Origin of the sequence: Anaerobiospirillum sp. NML120449, assembly GCF_023051105.1 — a bacterium.
Taxonomy (GTDB): Bacteria; Pseudomonadota; Gammaproteobacteria; order Enterobacterales; family Succinivibrionaceae; genus Anaerobiospirillum.
This window is the reverse complement of record NZ_JALKIL010000055.1, coordinates 1-20,138: the sequence shown is the minus strand read 5'-3', so window position 1 is coordinate 20,138 and position 20,138 is coordinate 1. Positions and strand designations below refer to the sequence as shown.

General features: G+C 52.3%; 12 protein-coding genes. 7 read left to right on the top strand and 5 right to left on the bottom strand.

Translation table 11 applies throughout. The annotated features are described in order from the left end of the window. Nucleotides 1-61: 61 nt before the first annotated feature. Nucleotides 62-238: a hypothetical protein gene (locus tag MXE41_RS11805; protein WP_246977852.1), complete on the bottom strand. Its 177-nt coding sequence runs from the start codon at nucleotides 236-238 to the stop codon at nucleotides 62-64. A 132-nt stretch (nucleotides 239-370) separates the two neighbouring features. On the opposite strand from MXE41_RS11805, the gene MXE41_RS11800 reads away from it, so the two are divergent. From MXE41_RS11800 to MXE41_RS11775, 6 genes are all read left to right on the top strand, one after another. Then, complete coding sequence (locus MXE41_RS11800) at nucleotides 371-670, top strand: HMA2 domain-containing protein (RefSeq protein ID WP_246977853.1); 300 nt, start codon at nucleotides 371-373, stop codon at nucleotides 668-670. A gap of 4 nt (nucleotides 671-674) precedes the next feature. Continuing rightward, complete coding sequence (locus MXE41_RS11795; protein WP_246977854.1) at nucleotides 675-1,280, top strand: heavy-metal-associated domain-containing protein; 606 nt, start codon at nucleotides 675-677, stop codon at nucleotides 1,278-1,280. Between the two features lie 353 nt (nucleotides 1,281-1,633). Next, nucleotides 1,634-4,273: a cation-translocating P-type ATPase gene (locus MXE41_RS11790; protein ID WP_247100620.1), complete on the top strand. Its 2,640-nt coding sequence runs from the start codon at nucleotides 1,634-1,636 to the stop codon at nucleotides 4,271-4,273. Between the two features lie 692 nt (nucleotides 4,274-4,965). Beyond that, nucleotides 4,966-5,256, top strand: a complete 291-nt coding sequence (locus MXE41_RS11785) for a hypothetical protein (RefSeq protein ID WP_246977856.1) — start codon at nucleotides 4,966-4,968, stop codon at nucleotides 5,254-5,256. A 521-nt stretch (nucleotides 5,257-5,777) separates the two neighbouring features. After that, nucleotides 5,778-5,993 carry a hypothetical protein gene (locus MXE41_RS11780; RefSeq protein ID WP_246977857.1) on the top strand — a complete coding sequence of 72 codons (216 nt, stop codon included), beginning with the start codon at nucleotides 5,778-5,780 and terminating at the stop codon, nucleotides 5,991-5,993. Nucleotides 5,994-6,642: 649 nt separating this feature from the next. After that, nucleotides 6,643-7,869, top strand: a complete 1,227-nt coding sequence (locus tag MXE41_RS11775) for a hypothetical protein (RefSeq protein WP_247100619.1) — start codon at nucleotides 6,643-6,645, stop codon at nucleotides 7,867-7,869. A 640-nt stretch (nucleotides 7,870-8,509) separates the two neighbouring features. Here the strand turns inward: MXE41_RS11775 and MXE41_RS11770 are convergent. The 3 genes from MXE41_RS11770 to MXE41_RS11760 all read right to left on the bottom strand — a co-directional run bounded on the left by MXE41_RS11770 (nucleotide 8,510) and on the right by MXE41_RS11760 (nucleotide 13,732). Then, nucleotides 8,510-8,995 carry a hypothetical protein gene (locus MXE41_RS11770; protein WP_246977859.1) on the bottom strand — a complete coding sequence of 162 codons (486 nt, stop codon included), beginning with the start codon at nucleotides 8,993-8,995 and terminating at the stop codon, nucleotides 8,510-8,512. Nucleotides 8,996-10,792: 1,797 nt separating this feature from the next. Beyond that, nucleotides 10,793-11,758: a flagellin gene (locus MXE41_RS11765; protein WP_246977860.1), complete on the bottom strand. Its 966-nt coding sequence runs from the start codon at nucleotides 11,756-11,758 to the stop codon at nucleotides 10,793-10,795. 987 nt (nucleotides 11,759-12,745) lie between these two features. Next, nucleotides 12,746-13,732 carry a hypothetical protein gene (locus MXE41_RS11760; RefSeq protein WP_247100618.1) on the bottom strand — a complete coding sequence of 329 codons (987 nt, stop codon included), beginning with the start codon at nucleotides 13,730-13,732 and terminating at the stop codon, nucleotides 12,746-12,748. Nucleotides 13,733-17,284: 3,552 nt separating this feature from the next. Between MXE41_RS11760 and MXE41_RS11755 the strand changes: the two genes are divergently transcribed. Further along, nucleotides 17,285-19,108, top strand: coding sequence for a toxin-antitoxin system YwqK family antitoxin (locus MXE41_RS11755; RefSeq protein ID WP_246977862.1), 1,824 nt, complete (start codon nucleotides 17,285-17,287; stop codon nucleotides 19,106-19,108). 315 nt (nucleotides 19,109-19,423) lie between these two features. Here MXE41_RS11755 and MXE41_RS11750 read toward each other — a convergent pair whose 3' ends face one another. Continuing rightward, nucleotides 19,424-19,948: a hypothetical protein gene (locus MXE41_RS11750; RefSeq protein ID WP_247100617.1), complete on the bottom strand. Its 525-nt coding sequence runs from the start codon at nucleotides 19,946-19,948 to the stop codon at nucleotides 19,424-19,426. Nucleotides 19,949-20,138: the final 190 nt, after the last annotated feature.

The window sequence follows — 20,138 nt, the reverse complement described above, 5'->3', positions numbered from 1 at the left end:
AACTGTTCTGTTCTGGTCTGGTCACAGCCTTGAAATAAGGCAGCTGCAGTCTTTGCTTCCATTACGCCCGTTTTTTTCGAGGCAAATTTATTGGAAATGCATTGATGTATTTATAATTTGCAGCAAAGGTGTATGATTGTGTTGCTGCATGGCCCAGGTTTACAGGCTGCATAATGTTTTTGGCCTGCCTGTCAGCTTTACTTGCTGAATCTGGCTTGGGCACAAGTAAAATCATCATGCAGTACTTTGCTCTTATGCAGACGACTGTGCATTTGCAGACCTCAGGATTCCATGTTGTGCTGCCCTTGCGGCACAGTAGAGTGAGGTGGACCGGGCCCGGTTTTTTTTACGCTGGTACAGGATAGAGAATATGGCAGGACTTATTGCCCGATTATTACCTGAGAAGGGCAAAGCCCGTTATCTGGTCAACCAGGTTGAGGTTGCCAGCTGCATAGAGGGACGTCTGAGAGTAATTTATGACGACCTTAAACACGATGAACAGCTGCGTTCTCAGGTAGAGCAGGAGCTGTCAGCCATTAAGGAAATTCAGTCCTTCACCATAAACCCTGTAACCGGTTCGGTGCTGATTAATTACGATGCAGCCCGTGCTGCTCAGAACAGTTTCCTGAAAGAACTGCTGATCCTGGCAGCACGGAAAGCAAAGAGGTAGATTTATGACCAATTTAGGAATGGCCCTTGGAATCAAAGTAGGCGCCTCCATACGCTCTGTGTTGGGCTCAATTTTCTCAGCTCAAAACTCAGGTCTGGTCATTGCTCATGCCCTGCCAGGCCGTCGCCGTTACACTGCTCAGGCATTAAAGGGCCAGTCAAGGGAAACATGCACTGCCATCGAGCAGGCCATTTTAGGCGTGGAGAATATTAACAGCTGTAAGGTTAACCCTGTCACTGGCAGTCTCACCGTAACCTATTCCATGGACGAGGACGATGCCCGCTCTTTCTTTGAGGGCCTGTCCCATTTCCTTACCGGCAATCATGCCCAGCACGAAAAGAGCGTGATTCCTACTTCCATGATCAATGCCACCTACCGTCTTAACGATGAAGCCCGCGCTGCCCGTGAGCGCATCAAGGACTTCTTCAATCATGCTGAGCCGCTCTTTATCAGCCGTATTGCAGGTCTTGCCTTCATAGGCTATGGCGTCTATCGCATGATCTATGGTGGTGATCGTCCGTCATCTACCCAGGTGCTCTTCTGGGGACTTGGTCTGCTGATGCGCCAGTCTCACAAGGACCCAAATCCGCTCAAGCCAAAGATTGGCTGACCAGGTGACAACCACAGAGCTGTTTAAGGTCCCAGGTATTGACAGACAGACTCTCAGAGTGCACTGCAGTACAGTTACGCGGTGAGCTCTGGGGCCGCAGGGGCTCACATGCTTTGTATGCTGCTGTGTAAGCCATTGATGAAGAAGCAGCATGACAGGCCTGCACTTCTGCCATGCGGGCAGTTTGCAGTAAAGGCGTCCTCAGTGGCCGCCTCAGAATTTCAGATTAGTGAGTTTTACATGGGAGCAACCGCAGCGCCATGAGCGCTGCGTGCTGTACCCATGACTTCCTTATGATGGCCAGGAGCCATTAAGGATATTCAATGCAAGCCTTAACATACCAGGTGCCAGGTGTGGATACTGCGCTCGATGCTGCAGCCCTTGAAGCCCGGGCCCGTCGTATTCCCGGTGTTATTTCCGCTCTTTATGTCAAGGAGCACTCCCATCTGCGTCTTATCACCAGCGACAAGACCTCCTCTCTCAAGGTAAAAGCGGCCCTGTACCGTGGTCTTATGCAGAGCTACTTCTGCTCAGCCCGTGACGTCATCAGTCAGACCAGTCGCACCTTAAGCGCTCCGGCAGTCAGCAACAGAGCAGGTCTCTCTGATTCGGCTCATGGCGCCCTGCGCTGGCAAACTGAAGATCAGGCAGCTGGCAAGGTCGGCCGTCGCGGCCAGGGCCATAGCAAGGGCCCGGGCCATAGCCATGGCGTGGGCCGTGAGGCCGGTGCAGATAGCGTCCATCATGGTGATGATATTGCTGCTGAATTTGAGCACCACAAGAAAAGTGCCATTTTCTCCCTGCTTTCCCTGGGTGCTTTTGAGCTGCTGCGCCGCTTCAATCCAACTCTGTATGCATCAACTACCCTGTTGCGTTCTGCTCTGGTACTTTTCATGTCCCGCGACCTGCTCAAGTCAGGTATTGCTGAGGCTTTCAAAGAGCGCCGTCCTAATGCTGAGACTCTGACTGTTACTGCCATTGTGGCATCGGTAGCAGCCTCCAAACCTGAGTCCTCACTGAGCCTGCTGGCTATTTCCCATTTTGCTGAAGGTCTGACTACTCTTGCTGCCAAGAAGGCCCGCAAGAACATCTCCGATCTGGTATCTCTTGATACTCAGGAGGTATGGCTGCGCGATGAAAAGGGCTTTGAGCGCAAGGTTCCTGTGGAAATGGTCAGACCGGGCATGATTGTCTCCATCCATGATGGTGAAAAAATCTGCGTAGACGGCGAAATTGTCCGTGGTCAGGCTGCTGTGGATCAGGCCGCCATTACCGGTGAGTCCATACCTGTTTCCCGTAAGCCAGGTGACCGCGTCTTTGCCGGCTCAACTATCCGTCTTGGTGACATTGAGGTCAGAGTAGACCGTGTAGGTGATGACACCTCCATTGCCCGTATTGTGCACATGGTGGAAGATGCTCAGAACCGCAGAGCACCTGTTCAGAACTATGCCGATCGCATGGCTTCAGCTCTGGTGCCGGTATCATTCATTGCCGCCGGTATTGTCTATCTGGTAACCCGCGATTTACAGCGTGTGCTCAACATGCTCTTTATTGACTTCTCCTGCGGTCTCAAGCTTTCAACTGCCACTGCCATGTCTGCAGCTATTTCCCGCCTTGCACAGGATGGTGTGCTGGTAAAGGGCGGCAGTTTCATTGAACAGGCAGCATCTGTTGATACCGTGGTGCTGGACAAGACCGGAACCATTACCCGTGGCCGTCCTGAGATTGTCAATGTTGAGCTGACCGACAGTTTAAGTGTAGACACTCTGCTGTCACTGGCTGCCTCAGCTGAGGCTCACTCCTCTCACCCAATGGCCATTGCCATTCTTGAGGAGGCGGCCCGCCGCGAGCTGGAGGTGCCTCACCATATCGATACCACCAATATTATTGCCCGTGGTATTGAAGCCCAGATTGGTGAATTTAAGGAATTTGCCGGCGGTACCGTGCTGGTAGGCTCACGTCAGTTCATGGTGGATCGTGAGATCAGGGGCCTGGACAGCTACGTTGAAAAGCGTATGACTGCTACCGGCTCACTGATTTATGTAGCTGCCAACGGTGTTCTGTGTGGTGTAATCGAGTCCTCTGATCCGGTACGTCCTGACTTCCGTCGTGCCCTCAACCGTATGCGTTACTCTGGTATCGAAGAGATTGTGATGCTTACCGGTGACAATGAGAAGACTGCCTCCCGTATCGCTGCCAGCCTCGGTCTGGACAGCTACAAGGCCGAGGTCATGCCTGAGGACAAGGCCGGCTTTGTTGCAGGTCTGCAGCGCACCTCTTCAGTACTGATGGTAGGTGACGGTATTAACGATGCTCCGGCTCTGGCATATGCCGATGTGGGCGTTGCTATGGGTACTTCCTGTACCGATACTGCTATGGAGACAGCCGATGTCACCATCAACTCCGAAGATCCTCTCAAGCTCCCTGAGTTCATTGCTCTGGGCAAGCGCACCATGCGTATTGTTCAGCAGAATTTTGCCGTCACCATTGCAGTAAATGCTGCAGCCATGACTATGGGCGCTCTTGGCTTTATCAACCCGCTGCTGGCCTCAATCGTTCACAATGCCTCCACTCTTGGTGTAGTGCTCAACTCAACCCGTGTACTCCACCGTCCACGACCACGCTGGCAGCCTGAAGAGCAGAACACCAGAGGCGCCTCTCTGGCCCTGAGCGTCGAGCAGCTCGACGCCGCCAGCGCCACAAAAGCCGCTCATACAGCCGCACCAGCTGCTCTTGCAGCAGCACCAGCTGCACCTGCTGCCTCTGCAGCCGGCACAACTGCTGTTATGCCAGCCGGAACCGACAATGCTGTGGTCGCCAAAGACGGTGATGAGGTCATTAACCCTGAGATTATCGAGAATAATGAGGGCTCCCTGATTGATACCATTGCCTCTGTGATCAGCTCTGATTCAGACAGCTGTCAGCATGGCCATGGTCAGGGACGAGGTCAGGGGCGTGGCCGAGGTGGTCACGGCCAGGGCTGCAAGGCCTGATAAAAGCAGCAACAGCCCGGCAACCCCAGGCCTGAACCACGCCCCGATTCTGTTATGCCTGAATCGGGCATGACCTCCAGCCTCTGTGTGCCGTGCTATTAATGCGCGATGTGCTGAATCTGCCTTGACCAGAGCCATTAAGCCTGGCTATGAGGCTGGCAGTTGCCCAGATTTATGCCTGGGGCAAGGACTGAGTAAGCCGACTGAGTTATCTGCCTCAAATACGGCAGCTTGCCTGTTGCAGCCTGAACGGTACGGTATTCACTGACTGTTCTGCTGCGACAGGCTTTGCTGTAAATACGCTTTACAAAATATTTATGGTTGCATTTTATGTGACAGTGTGCAGCCTTATCACAAAATTCAGGCAGTTATGGGAGCTGTTTTAGCCGCCCCAACTGCCCATCAGGTGTCCGTTACCTGCAGACATCTGCTCTTCACCTCTCAATTACATATTCCCCTGATTATTATCAATAGTTAATCACAGCATTACGCTGATTCTCAGTTTTATGCTGCTTCGCCACTAGATGCTGTGAAGGGGATGTTTGTGGGGTTATGCCTCAGGGTATGAGCATGTGACTGCCGGTGCTGTACGGACATATTAGATATACAGCCCGGTACAGGTGCAGGCTGTTGCGGCCGCTGCAGCCTGGGATCTGATGATTTCCGTACCGGGACTGACTGAGGAAACAACCATGTTTGATCGTAACATTCTGATCGGCTTTGCTGCCGGTCTGTTAGCCGGTGTAGTTGGTTACAAGCTCTACAGCGATAACAAGAGCTCTATCGATGCCCGTCTCAAGAACATCGGTGCCGGCTGCGCCTGCCCTGGTTCTGAACAGGACGAGTGCTGTGACTGCAGCAGCGCTGAGCTCTCCCTTGAGGAGCTCGAGGCTCAGAAGGAGCGTCTTGAGGATCTGATCGCTGAGCACAAGGCTCAGGTCGAGCAGGCTGCCAAGGGCGCTCAGGCTGCCGAGGCCAAGTAATCTCACTGGCCCTCCAGCTGCCGCTGACTGCATCAATGTGCTCAGACATGAGCATACACCTGCCCTGACGTGAGCAGGCACCTGCTCAGACATAGGCAGACACCTGCCCTGACGTGAGCAGGCACCTGCCCTCACGCAGGCAGGCACCTGCTCAGACATGAGCAGACATGTGCACGAACCTGGGCAGACATCTGCCCTGATCAGGCCAGAGATGTTGCCAGGTCGGGATGCCATGAGCTCACTTTATGTCAGCCTCATCCTGCCCCTCGGCGGATAAAAATGGCAAGCTGAGAGCTGCTGAGATGGCCCCGGCTTGTTTTTGATCTGGCTGCTACCATGCACCCCTGCACCACCTGACAGATGTCAGGCGCCGCATTGCACAGGCAAGTGCATAAACAAGCGCGAGCGCACCTGCGCTGGTGAAGGCATGCACGCATGCATATGCAGACACAGAGGATGCAGGCACAGAGGCGGCTTTAGCGCTGTAGATATGAGCTATCACGAATCACTGGAATAATTGCATGTTTACCTTATTAACTAACAAAACTTTCCTTGCTGGTGTTGCTGTAGGCGTAGTTGTTGGCTATACCGCACACAAGTACGTAAATGCCGATAGCAAGCAGATTGACACCAGGAACCTGTCCAAGGACCTGCTGGGCCTTGCTGCCAAGATTGGCGGCGTAGCTGTTGCTGGTAAGGCCTGCAGCATGGGCATGGGCATGATGCGCAACCGCTAATCACAGGTCCTGACTGCACCAGCACAGCTCCCTGGCAGCCGGTAATCTCAGACTGACCATAGTCATCCCTGAGGAGACTGCCCATAAGCACAAGTCAGTGGTGCAGTAACCTGCAAACGATCCCCACAGTGTCGTGCACTGGTGGGGATTGTTCATTTTGGGCCTTCAGCATCAGGCATGTCTGGAGCAGCTGCGCAGCGCAGCAGCCGTCCACAGAGCGCACAGCACCTCAGTCATGCGCAGCTGCGAAGCTGCACAGCAGTGCAGCATGAGAGGCATCATGGCATCGACCTGTACAGGGTGCCGTGCGCGCAGGCACTGTGACCCACGAAGTCCTGCAGTCATGCGCAGCTGCGAAGCTGCACAGCAGTGCAGCATGAGAGGCATCATGGCAGCGACCTGTACAGGGTGCCGTGCGCGCAGGCACTGTGACCCACGAAGTCCTGCATGCGGGCTGACCTGCAGAGAGCTGTTGATGGTGCTGGTATGGGCCAAAAGCGGGCTCTTTTCGCAAGTTTTATTTCAGCTACTGGACCGGCATGCGGGGGTGCGTTATTCTGTGATGTGCCTGACGGCAGCAAGTCGCAGGCAGGGCCGGAGTGACATACCGGCATCAGGAGTAAAGGTTGACAGCTAAAGGAGATCGGCCATGGCAAAAGGCATGTGCATTCAGGCTAGAACAGGTGAGGCAAGAGCATCTTTTGCTTACATGTTCCGCATTGAGGTCGACGGAGAGCTGTTTTTAATTGGCAATGAGCATCCTGAAAAGTGGCGCTACCAGCCCGTGGGCGGTGGCTACTGTTATTTTTCCGGATGCCATGAAAAGTTATGCAATGCCTTTTCTCATCATGCCGCACCTACCAGGCACAAGGTACCAAACTCATGGCTCAAGGGTGACGGTTCTACTGATCCTCAGGAGGCAATAAGACTGTCCGCTGAGGAGGCTCGCCGTGCTGCAGCAGCAGGCGATGCCGCAGGCGGTGACACCGCTGGCGGCGATGCCGGTGACTGCGCTGTCGGTCTTGCTGCTACTGCTAATGGTGATGAGTCCGGCTCAGCACTGCGACCTTCGGTCACCATCAACAATACCCTGCGTGATTTGCGTCTGCTGGTTCCGGCTGCCCGTATGGCTGAGCTCTTTGAATGGTTCTGCTCAGCTGAGGACTGGCTCTACCCTCCTGAGAAGCTTGATACCTTTGAGTATGCTTCTGACCCTGATGTAGCCTCTATTGGTGCTGAGATAGAGCGTCGTGAGCGTGAGCGCCTTGCCGCTTTCTTTGACAATCTGGTCACTTTAACAGCCGATCTGGCTCTGACCCGTGGGGAACTTGATGTAGTTGGCTGCCGTACTGTTGAGGATGCCCGCAAGATTCTCTACCGTCTTGGCAGTGAGCTGCCTCCGGTAAACTTCCCCTGCCAGCGTGAGGTCATCAGCGACCTGTCCCGTGAGTTCATCGAGGAGCTGCTTAACAGCCACATAATTACTCCTGAGGACCACAAATACTTCCCTTCCATCACTTATGAATATCTGGGCTATACCCGCGATATTTTCTATGACGAGCGCTTTTGCTGTTTCTCTTTCTTCATGGCCGACGTGCTCGACCTAAAACTCACCGATCCTCAGCTCGAAGTCTTCCGTCGCATGAAAAAGCGGGGCAATCCTAACTGGATCTTTATCCCGGAAAAGGAAATTCACAATCACCTGGTATACCGCCACGAATCCCCTGATTGTGTGCCTTTTCCACCAATTGCCGATCATACCGCCAAAATACTGCGCAACACCTTGCGCGGTGGTTCCTTCTACCGACGCTGCCGTCATCGCCTGTACAAAGTAAAGCTTTTCGACCAGTCAAAGACCGGTCCAGCAGCTTCCTGAAGACCAGACATCAAAGCGTCAACATGCTCTGTAAAACAATAAAAAGTGCATTTTTATTTTCCTGCAGGTCATGAAAACACAAGTACGCGCAGCACAGTCCATGCACAGCCATGCCTGGCCCCGCATGACAGTGCAAATTAATGCCGAGCCTGGCCCAGCAGGGCATGGCAAATCACTGCCCTGCATAGCCATGCATTACAGGGTATATCACTGCAGTTTCAACGGTGGGCAAAGCACAGAGTAGCCCAGCCAATCTTCACGCCAAGCCACGGCACGGCACATTTCTGCTTACAAAATGCAGTACGCTGTAGCGCCAATGCGCTGCCATTACCTCATAATGATGCAGCCATGCACAGCTGATGCTGATGCTGATGCTGATGCCCGCATGCTGCACCTCCAGTCTATGTCACAGCAAACGCAGCAGGCGTTGTATCAGCGTCAGCAATAATGCCCCGTATGGCAAAGCCCAGAGGCAGATGCGACAGGTATGGGGCACAGCGGCTGGTGCCGTTCGCAGCGGATGCGCAGGCGGCAGCGGAGGCAGCCGCCGCATGGGCGGCGCCAAAGAAAAAGGCAGGCTCCTGTAAGGAGGCCTGCCTTAATCTATTACAGCTTGTGAGAGCTGTTATGGCTTAAGTGATTAGAAATTAGGGAAAAGGGTCTGGTCCTTGGCCTTAATGGTGGTCAGCAGACGCATGCCGGCCTGCGGGTTGCCCAGTACGGTGATGCTGGAGACGTCCTTGCCATTGGTAGCTGAGCATGAGAAGCCACGGATGCCGTTGAGGGAGAACTCAAAATAAACTACGCCATTCTTCTGCTCGATAGGACCTACGTTAGCATGCTGGGATTTTAAGGTTGAAGCCAGATTGTTGATGAGTACAGAAGGTTTGATCTGTCCGGAGCCTACCACAATGTTAATGCTGGACTTGGCATTTGGGTTAATGAAGGTGACATTAACTGAATGCTCCATGTTATGAGGCCGTCCTGATACTCTCCAAGAATTGCCCAGATCGACTGTGAAGTAGTGGGACTGGAATACTTCTGCCTGTGCTGTCATTGGTGACAGGATCATTGCAAAGCAAACCATGGCACTGAGGAAGAAGTGTTTAAGGGAGAATCTGGTCATGGCGACCTCCTTAAGACTGCTGGCGGCCAGGGAGGCCGGCAGATGGTTGTGGTCTTACATACGGCTTATAAACAAGACAGTCTGAAAAGAAAAATAAGCGCAAACACCGGGGGCTCTGGGAATGAGGTAAGCCCGGGAGCGGTCAACACAGGAGGATGTAATATCTTTTGATGTCTCTGGCTCTGGATAAACAGTTTTGAGCCTTTGTATTTGTTAACGGCACTATTGACTTGAACTTAACAGTAATCTGCAAGAAAACTTAATTTTAAATTTCGCATAGCTACGGGCCTGGCGCCGTGTCTATAGATGCATAGAAAGGGCCGTCGAAAAGCACTCACAGAATGCGTAAACCAGTGTTTGGCAGTGACTGAAACAGTTGCAGACAAAATCGTCATCTGTACAGACAGTATAGCCCATTCTCAATATAAAATTGCCCATGAGATGTCCATCATGAGTTGTGCATCATACTTTTTACAGACATTGTGTCATGGCTGATAATTATGGCCCGTAAAACGTTTTCACGCTCATGGTTTTAATACCATTACATCCCTCCGGACAACCCCTCCTTAGTGCCCACTATAACGCCATGTCCAACTGCTACATACATATATGTATGGCTGACTGCAAAATCTCAACTGACTTCGTGCTGCATCCCTATCATGTTTTAGACATTACCTTTGCCATGCACGTAAGGCATCCGGATCTGCGCCATATTTATCCAGAATCCCGGAGACACAACGACGGCCCAGAAAACCTGTTAAGTAATGGACCATCAGCTCTTGTTCTGCCCGGCATGATGTACGTGTACAGGCCTCAAAGACCTCATTGGTCTCACTGCAAAAGTCCCTGATCACCATAATACTCTGTAATCACAAGCGGCAGCATCAGTCTGTCCTTGTCGGGATGAGGAAGGCAGGCTTATCAATATTGTCTTTATGTTTAGTTTTACAAAGTATGTCTGCCATTAAGCTTCTAACCTGCTCTTTACTCATATCTGAGCACTGCATGAAGGTAATGAGAGCAAAGGTCAGGTAAAGGCCTGATAAACAGAGAGCTGCCTGCAGGCAATCTGGTTATATATTGGATCAGGCAATGCCGGTATAGCCCCAGTACGGGACTGTTTTGCTGTTATAGCGCTCAGTCGTACCTGGAGGAAGGTGGTTGCGCTGAGAGCAGCAGGGCGCTGCAGCGAGCTGTGCAGGCGTTAACGAGCCGGCTGGCAAGGGCAGACCTCAGTCCTTTCATGGCAGGAAAGCTATGCTGCAGGTGCATGACTTAGCCAATGCTGCATGAACATGCCTTACTTAGCCATGCCGCATGTACATGCCTGACTTAGCCATGATGCATGTACATCCTGACTGTCTATGGAGATGACTTCAGGGAGGGAGGGTTTAAGTGAGGCCGCTTAAGTGAAAGAATTGAATCAGGTACGGTTTTATGAGGGGCGGTTTGAGTAAAGGGCGATTTGAGTAGTGCCTGTGACGGGAGATCGCAAATGCAAAGGCCCACCAGCGGTGGGCCTTTGAGCCTGAAAAGCAGGCTCTGGAAAGTGGCAGCAAGTGCTGATTGGGACTGCCGGTATTGAGGCCGTGCAGCCCGCCAGTACGTGGCTGTTACTGGCATGGAGCAGAGCCCAATGTCTTGCGGAGGTGGTGGCTGTTCACCACCTGTACCAGCTTACTGCTATGTACATGCTGTCCGATACAGAAGCTGGCTTTTCAGCATGCTGGACCAGGTGGCAGGTCAGGAGAACTTCCTTGTCAGGGAGCAGTGGGCTGTTGCTGCCTTGGGCTGATTTTAGTTGAGCATGGACAGAGCCAGCTGTGGACGGGTATTGGCCTGCATCAGCATTGACGTTGCGGCCTGCTGAATAATGGTTCTCTGGGAGAGCGCAGCTGATTCATCAGCAAAATCGGCGTCTCTTATGCGGCTGCGGGCATCGGCCTGATTGGCAGCTACATTTGCCTGGTTGCGCATTGAGGACTCAAGGCGGTTCATGTAGGCGCCAACCTCAGCACGACGGGCATCTACCTCGGCAATCAGAGAGTCGATGGCTCCAAGAGCGGCGCGTGCCTTGTCATGAGAGTCAAGAACTACTGTGAGAGATTCAGCAGTGCCGTCCTGACCCACTGCGACATCAAAAGCACCTTTGGATGCATCAGCAACAGAATCTCGACCACCTCCTACCTTGGTGGTAATCATCAGCTGAGGGACAAAGAAGTTTTTAATGTTTGCCTGGATAGTATCGCCACTGTTGGCGCCTACCTGCAGGTTCAGCTTACCGGCATCGTAGTTCTTGCCATTGGCTACGCTTTCGTAGATGTCATCAGGACTGGTCTGATGTCCTATCAGAATCTTCTTGCCTGCATAGGTGGTATCAGTACCAATAGCTGAAGCAGTGAGCAGAGTAGATTGGATCTCAGTCTGAAGTGCTTTGAGGTCGTCAGCGGTGTTGGTGCCATTAGAGGCCTGAACCAGCAGGGTGCGGGCATGCTGCAGGCGGCCACTGATCTCTTCTACTGCGCCATCGACGGTCTGCAGCAGGGCAAGGCCGTCGTTGGCATTGCGGTTGGCCTGATTAAGGCCATTGATTTGTGTAGTGAGCCTTGAGGATATCTGCAGACCGGCTGCATCATCCTTTGCAGAATTGATGCGCATGCCAGAGGACAGCCTCTGGTAGCTGGTGGTCAGCTGGTTCTGGACATTATTGAGGTAGTTACGTCCCTGAAGCGAGCTGATATTGGTATTTACGTAAACAGCCACGTTACTTTCCTTTAAATAAGCATGTTAGGCATGGGGCGCAGCAGGTGTTTTCACCTCTCCTGAGCTGCTGGTACTGAATGAATCTGTCATACCAAATAGATATTGCTAAATGTGCCTGGATACACACTGTGATCTGGCACCCTTAGCCACCTTATATTTTACCCTGGTGCCCGCTTTTTCTCTAATTTTTAGCACGAAATATCACTATTATTTTTTCATTTCAGAAGGCACCGAAAAACTAAATATTTGCCCAGTGTGACGCGTGCATTAAGCACGTGCAAGAGCCCTTGTTTAAGCGCATTGCACGCTCCTGAGATCATTGCCATGCGGGTCTAATGTTGTATCAAGCTATACGTGCGTTAATCAATGTGTTAACAGATATTTACACCTGTGTGAGCACAAAGTTACAACATTCGGCTTTTTGCAGGTATCTTTCGCAAAAAAAAGCAGATCAGAGCACTCATCAGAATTTGCACCTGACTGCATGTTTTAGGAAGCATCCTGCATCATCACATTGACCAATTCGGGCATGCGATAGTTCCTTAAAGTCCTGCACTCTGAAAGTCATCTGCTGCACGGCTTACCCCATGGGATGAGCGTTCCGGCTATGACTTTGGCTGTCATCAGATGAGGAACTCAAGGCAACCGCCTGTTGCAGGCAGGACTGGGGGTAACCGTAGCTGTAGCTGTAGGCAGTAAGGATCGGTCCTTGCGACCAGGGTGCAGCAGGAGTCAGGCAGACGGAGAATAAAGCTGCGACAGACCTTGAGTGCAGCGGGAGACAGGCCATAGACTGCCAGGTATGCAGGTATCCGGGAAAGCATCAGGCCCGCTGCAAACTGTTGCTTGCAGGCGGGCATGAGCGAGTATTTGGGACATGGTTGCCAGAGGGCAGGTGTCAGCGGGGCCTGGTTGCCTGAAGGCAGTTGTCAGCGGTCCTGATTGCCTGGGTGCGATGTCAGCGGTCCTGGTTGCCTGGGGACGCTGTCAGCGGGCGTCATTGGCTGGACGGGCGGCTGCCAGAGGTTCAATCAGAGGGCGGAGCACGTCAGGGGCATAGCACTCGGTGATAAAGTTCTGGTCGCGCAAGGCAATACGGCAGTAATTAATCATGGTGTTGAGGGTGAACTCAATTTCATGGCCGGAAATGTCGGCTGTCACTCCGCGAACAGCTGCATGGTGAGCAAGGGCATCAGCGGCGGCTGTATCCGTCCCTGTTGCTGAGGCCGTTCGCTTGCTGCAGATATGGTCCGGACAATCAAAGACCATGCGCAGGCACTGCGAGCGCTCAAGGAAAACCTGCAGCAAAGTGAGGCTGTGAGCAAGTTCGGTGCTCAGCTGAGCATCAGCACAGTCAGCAAAGAGAGTGGCTCCGATATGGTCACAGATAATATTGACAATGTCGTCGCTGTGATTGAGGAAGTGATTGGCTCGGGCCATGGTGTCTGAGTTGAGGCGGTCATCCTCACCGGCCCACAGATGAAGCTCAAAGCGGCGCTCATTGGCGGTAATCGTGGTCAGATAGCTGTGGTTGAGCGGATTGAGGTGCAAAGAACCCGGGTTAAGACGGACACGAGGTATGCTGGCAGCGGCATTGTGCTCCTTCCGCAGAGCAGGTAAGTCAGGCATATGATCATATATTCCTGTCAGATACCACATGCCACCTTTCCAGTGCTCATAGTCACGGGCATAAAACGAGCGGTTGAGGCGGCGGGCCTTGCAGTAGATGTTCTGACCATGAACAAAGCGCTCCATGCCCATAGGGCCACTGGCTTCGTCTTTAGGCACACGCCAGCTCAGCTGACCAGGCTCAACCAGCAGTTCATCACTGCCGGCAATCAGAGTGGTACTGGTAGAGGCCTTAAGCTCGGTAAAGTGGTCAAACTCCTCACATGAGAGTATCTGATCGATTACCAGCACAAGGTCGAAATCCTCCGGCTCCAGAAGTCCGGGACTGAGTTTGGAGTACCTCATAAGCGCCTCACAGCATAATGAAAGACAGGATAAACATTGGACTTAAGCCATTTTCAGGACGCTTGATAAGCCCATCAGCTCCAGCTTTTACCGATGGCGGTCTGATGGCCGTCTGATGGCTTTGGGATGGCTGTGGGATGTCTTTGTGTTGACCAGCCTGTTGACCTTACAGCCAGGCATCAGGACAGCACACCATTGCAGCTGTTCCAGAGCATAAATCAGCAGCAGACCTCGGGGACACATCAGGTCTGTTCTGGTTCGCTGAGTGCCTCAATGAAGGGCACTGCACTCCACTGCACTGCATTACTTTGCTGAGTGCCTGAACAGGCTTACTGCGCGTCGGCACAGCTGTACAGCGCCCTTATTGCGTAAAGATTACATCCTGCCTGTGGGCATTTTGCCCTGCATAGATAAATTGAATGCGCGGCCTCAAAAGCGTGAAACTCAGGTCATGGCCCTGCTTTCAACAGCTTTTTGTGCTGGTACAGCGCACTTTGTCAAAAGGTATGCGCTGGACAGTATTTGCTGCAGTAACTTTCATGGCAGTAACCCTCTGGCTATGCTGTCTGTATCACTGAAACTGACAGAAGCAATTGTCAGGAGGTACTGCCTGTGCTCAGGAGTTTTATTTCCCGATGGAGCTGGTATCAGTGCTTAGTTATTGCCTGCATCTGACCTTTTGGAATGTCTGTGCCTTAAGCCAGATTCCGGTCCGAAGAGCAGCCTGAGAAATATCCGGGATTCAGTGCCCGAGCCTGATTCATATCTGAAAGAAAACCTTCTGATGCCATGGTAATTGAGCATTACCTGTACCAGTGAAGCGAGTATCTGACAGCTCCGGGCGTTGTGCCCTCTGGCTGCAGGGATGAAATCAGCGTTACCTGGAGATAAGTCCGGGTAATAAACCGATCCAGTTGCAATACCTGGGGCTTACGAACACCTTTGCGCTCACGACCTTCTTGGCCTGTTATGGCCAGGTTTTAAGGTTATGGTACGAGAGTTTTGTAAGTGATAAAAGTGTATCAAGAAGATATTGTTAATAATCTGTGATCTCTGCACGAAAGGCTTTCTTTTGCTGTTATATCTAGTGTGTACACTCACGGCAATTTTGAAACAAAGGCAAAATTTTTACGGATGCCATAGCAGCGCGATTTTCCGTTTCTACTATTTATATTTATAGATGTAAACGTTCTACTGAAAGCACATTTTGGCATGATTTTATGTAAGATTTCTGGATACAACGTTCTGCGCATGAGCAGCTGACAAAATATAGGGCATAAAAGTGTGTCTGACTTAATATCAGGTGCGAAATCAAAGTTACGCCCAAAATTGTAAACTGACATCAGACCCGCCATATGAGCTCAAGAGTCATAAACGCATTAGGACGGCCTGACATCCAGGCGGCAGGGAGGGCGAAGGCAGACATACCATGGGGAGTGCATAAGCAGGTTTCACCTTGAGGCAGAGTCCCATTCTTAACAGGCTGTCCTGACAGCCTCTGTCAGCCTGTTCATGTGCCGTTGCCATATCCAGTATGAGATGGCAGCATTCGCTGGAGGGGCTGAGCAATTAACAGCTGAACTGTAGCTGTAGCCGGCAGCCTGCGTCCCTCAGCCTGCATATGCATGGATCATGGTGCTATGGCATTGGGTTTTGCACACAGGGCTTTTGCGGGCTTCGGACGGCATCGGCTGCAAGTTGGTACTTAAATCCTGTGCAGTTCAGCCGGGGAGTAGCGTTTCCTTCTGTAGCCCTGGTATAAGCTGTTGGCCACAGCAGGCTGCAGATATGGGCTCGAGATAACGGCATATGGGATGGCTACAGAGTGTGGCCAGAGGTTATGCCTTGAGGGGGAGAACATCCATGCTGCGTAATGTCAGAGGACAGTCTTGAGGTCAGAGTGTTTCACGATTCATTGGGCAATTCTGTTATGCCATGTTCCTGCTGGCCGGGATGCTACTGCTCGGGGGATAATTGATTAGCAAGTGTCGGGCGGCTCGAGCTGTTTGACATGATGCATTGTCGTTGACTGATGCAGCACATGACGCTTGTGAGTTTGCTTGGGTGATGGGGCCGGAATGTACTTGCGAGCTGATTGCAGTTAAGGCAAGGGGCTGTGTAGTAACACTGTTGCACATGGTTTTTGACAAAAATTATGTAATACTTGCTTCATTTTATAGACGAATGCCAAAGTTTGATCTTGCTTTTTCTAATAGAATCTTCAGTAATCTGTGCCTGAAATCTGCGTCATGAAACAGCATGTTTAACCTGCTTGTGTGGTCACGATTCAGCCGGCACGGCTGGCTGCGCTTATCCTGTAAAGATATGCAGTCTGCCTGTCTTATGCGCCTGTGTCAGACAGACGGTTCATGGAGGTCTGGCCAGGCCAGGCTGTGCATGGTATGAATGGTATGAATGGCTTGCGGGCCATGAATGCCTCGTGGCCATCGGACCTGGGCTCATCCTCAGCTGTGGCTGAGATACTGGTCAATGAGTTGCTGCATGGTCGGCAGGGGACTTCACTCTGGCCGTTATCGCGCCCTTATGCTGTCATGCATTCGGGGGCATGGCCTGTCAAGTGCATGGCATGTGACCTTTGGGTAACTGAGCTTACTTGAGTCAGGGCTGTATGCAGGGTATCTGTCTGCCTGCGGTGCGACGGCTTGCTTTGCGTTTAGAGGGGGCATGGATCAGGTTTGAGCAGCCGGAAATGCATACGCTGGTGCCCCAGCTGACCAGGTAAGCTGTGACGATACTGGCTGGTTCACATGACTGACTGGCTGATCGAAAAACTTTCTTAGTCTGTTCTGATTTGCAGCCTGGATTTCTGCCAGTGCTTAAATGACAGGCTGCCATGCAAAATTATGTTGATTTTGATTTTTGAAAAGCCTGCCGAAACTGCATATGACTTTGGGCTTTCTGCCTGGCCTGAAATATGCTGAAGTACGATTTATACACTGATTTACCGTTTTTCAAAATGTTGCGGCGGAGTATCTGCAACAGACTCATATGGTGCAGGTGCGCCTTTCATATACATTATTATCTGTTTACCCGGTGCGTGCTTTTGGTAAAATATGAGAGTTACCGACTCTGTGCATCGCAGCAAGCGCTGTAAAAGCCGGGTCAGGTACTGTCTGTAAACCAGGTCATACCGCCAGCAGCCGCATAAAATGGCTGTCAGCGTACACTACGCGTTAATCAGGCATAAGGAATGACCGCCCAGATGGGCACGGCTTCATGCCAGACCCACCAGGCAATGCTGCATACGCACTGCTGGAGTACATCAGCTATGCTCCACTATCAGTGCAGTAGCGCGACCGGCAGCTTAACCGGTCACCCCAGTACTACGGTTCCCCCTCCGGAATTACGCAACTAAACTGTAACGCTCGCACAGTCGGGCGCATGCAGTATTACCTGTTGCCTCAATTTCACCGGAGACGGCTGACTGCAGTCAGCTGCCGTTAAGGCTTTGAGCAGGTATGATTCTTAGGTGCTGCTTTGACATGATTCACACATTGACCAGCAGCAACAAAGGTATGGTAAGGAAACACTATGGCTAGAAAAGAGAAGGAAAATAAAGATGCCAAGCTGATGCTGGCAGCGGGACCAAAACTTACCCTTGTTCCGACTCAGGGCGAAGGCCAAAATAAGCCGGCCAAACGTCAGCACAGGCAGCCACAGATGAGCACCTGGCAGGCACTGGCCAGTGTTTTCATGCCAGACAATCCTCAACCGGCCCCACAGCAGGGCCAGCGCCGTCCTCAGCAAAGTCTGAACGCTGATATGGATCAGCTCGATCAGCCGATGCCTAAGAAGTACACCACCGAGCGTTCATACTTTGACAATGGTGCTATCCGTTCCGAAACTCCTTACGTCAATGGCATCCGCCACGGCAAGGAGCGTCTTTATTTCCCTGATGGCCGCCTTGAGGCCGAGGTACAGTGGATGGACGGTCACAAGGACGGACTTGAGAAGCACTTCTTTGAGAGCGGTGATGTAAAGTCAGAGACCAATTTCCGTCTGGACAAGCGTCAGGGCTCCAATACCGAATTCTACCCTGAAAACCGTGCTATCCGTCATGAGTCCTACTATCAGGATGACATCATTGACGGTACCGAGCGTGAGTTCTATGCCAATGGCATGATTAAGACTGTAACCCAGTGGGCTCACGGCCAGCGTCACGGTATTTCCTCATCTTTCACTTCCGATGGTCACATCGTTGCCGAAGTCCCATACAACAACAATGTTGTAGACGGAGTAGTACGTAACTACTTTGATAATCAGCAGCTCAATCATGAGACCCCTTACAAGAACGGCGTCAAGCACGGTGTAGAGCGCTGCTATTTCGACAATGGTAATCTCCAGCGTATCGCCACCTACAAGGAAGGCGAACTCAACGGTACCCGTATGATCTTCTTCCGCAGCGGTTACCTTGAAAGTGAGACCTCATACTCTGATGGCCGCAAGAACGGCTTTGATCGTGAGTATCACAATATCGATGTAGCTCTGGCCCCTGACAGTCCTGCTGCCCGTGCCACAGCCATTGCCCGTGCCAGCTCCGGTGCCTCTATTACCCGTGCAGCTGATGAAAACGGCCGTCGTGAGGTGATATTCCTGGCTGACGAGTACAAGCGTGGTCTGTTAAAGCATGAGGCTTTCTTCAGCCATGGTGTTGCTGAGGGTATTGAGCGTACCTTCTATGAAAATGGCAATATCGAACAGGAGTGGACCTTAAAGGATGGTTTCTGGCATGGCCGTGCCCGTAAGTACTATGAAAGCGGTGAGGTCTATTGCCAGTCAATGTATGTTAATGGCCATCGTGAAGGCGAAGAGAAGTACTATCACCTGACTGGTGGTCTGAAGTTCTCCATTGTTTATGATGAGATTTCCCGCCCGATATCAGGACGCTGCGTCTGCGGTCGTGACTTTACTGAAGAAGAGCTTGAGGCTTTCTACACACGTAATCAGGAGCCTGAGTGCGATCATAAGAATGCTGTGACCTCCAGGGCCCGTTTTGGTGAGAACATAAATGATGAGCCTGCCTCAGCAGACTCTGCTCAGCCAAGTGTTGCTCAGGCTGCCGCTCTGGCTGCTGCACGTCACTCCATGAGTGTTCAGAGCGAAATGCAAGGCCTTTCAGCTGAAAGCGAACGCGATGAAGTTGGTGCCCGCTCTAATGCTCACAGCAGTCTTACCCCTGAGCAGGTAAAGGCAGTTATAAAGTCCCTGCCAAGCAAGAACAATGCTTCCCCAGGCTTTGCTCCTGGCGCTCAGGTAGAGCCGGTTATTCCGTTCATCATTCAGAAGCCGCTGTCACCAAGTGCCCGTCAGGCCCGTGACCGCCGCATGAATCCTGACCAGGGATACGGCGAATAAGACAAAGCCCCGCAGTGCTCAGCACGCGGGGCATTTTTTCGCCCGCAGCCCCACAGCGGCTGCAGCGCATTCCGGCGCCCAGGCGGCCCGGCTGGCCTGTCGGCTCAGCAGGCCGCGCCGACGCAGCTGCAGCCGCAGGTGCAGTATGCCCTTGCAATCTGGCCAGCCATGCATCAGCGCAGCGCGCGCTCTGAGCGCGCTGTCAGCGCGGTAAGCGTAGACTCTGCCCGGCGGCGCCGCCGCCGTGGTGCGGCCTGCTGCGCAGGTGTGCTTATGCTCAGTGGCTGGCTGGTGCTCCCGGCCCTTTGGCCGGCATCAGCCGTCCGTCAGGGCATGGCTCTGGACCGATGCTGCCTCGGATGGAACGGCAGCAGCAGGCTGGCCTGATGTGCCTGAGGCTGAGGCCGGTTCTGGGGCCGGGGCATCTGATAGGGGGGTGTCGTCTTTGATGAGGCCTTCGGCCTGCATTCTCATGATGTAGAAGGCACGTACAAAGCTCAGTTCCTGCTCCATGGTGTCTTTAAGGGCCAGAAGGCGGCGCCTGCCAAGGCGGCGGTCGAGCAGAGCAAAAATGCGCACTATGGGATGGTCGCTGGCAAGGCTCAGCTCCAGACTCTGGTTGTCATAGATCCAAAAGGCCTCATAGAAAACCTCCTGGTCAAAAGTGCCTTCATCAAGAGCATGGGCATGAGCAAGGTTCAGAGCCTCTGTGGTCTGTTTGTGGTCTCGGTGACTTGTGGCTCTCAGGCTGTTATAGCGGGACCATACCTTTTCAAAGTAACACTGACAGCTGCTGCGCAGTATCTCCCGGCCATCGAGGCGTATGGCCGCACGCCCCACATGGTCAGCACTTTTGCTGTACGTGGTGGCAAAGTACTGAATCCGTCCCCTCAGTGCCAGGGGCTACGCACAAAGCGTGAAATTTGATCCAAGGATCAAATTCGGAAAATAAAATGTGATACCAGGATCACTTTTTAACAATTTAGATTCACTTAAAAACGAGATTTTGATCACATAGTAAAAAATTTGC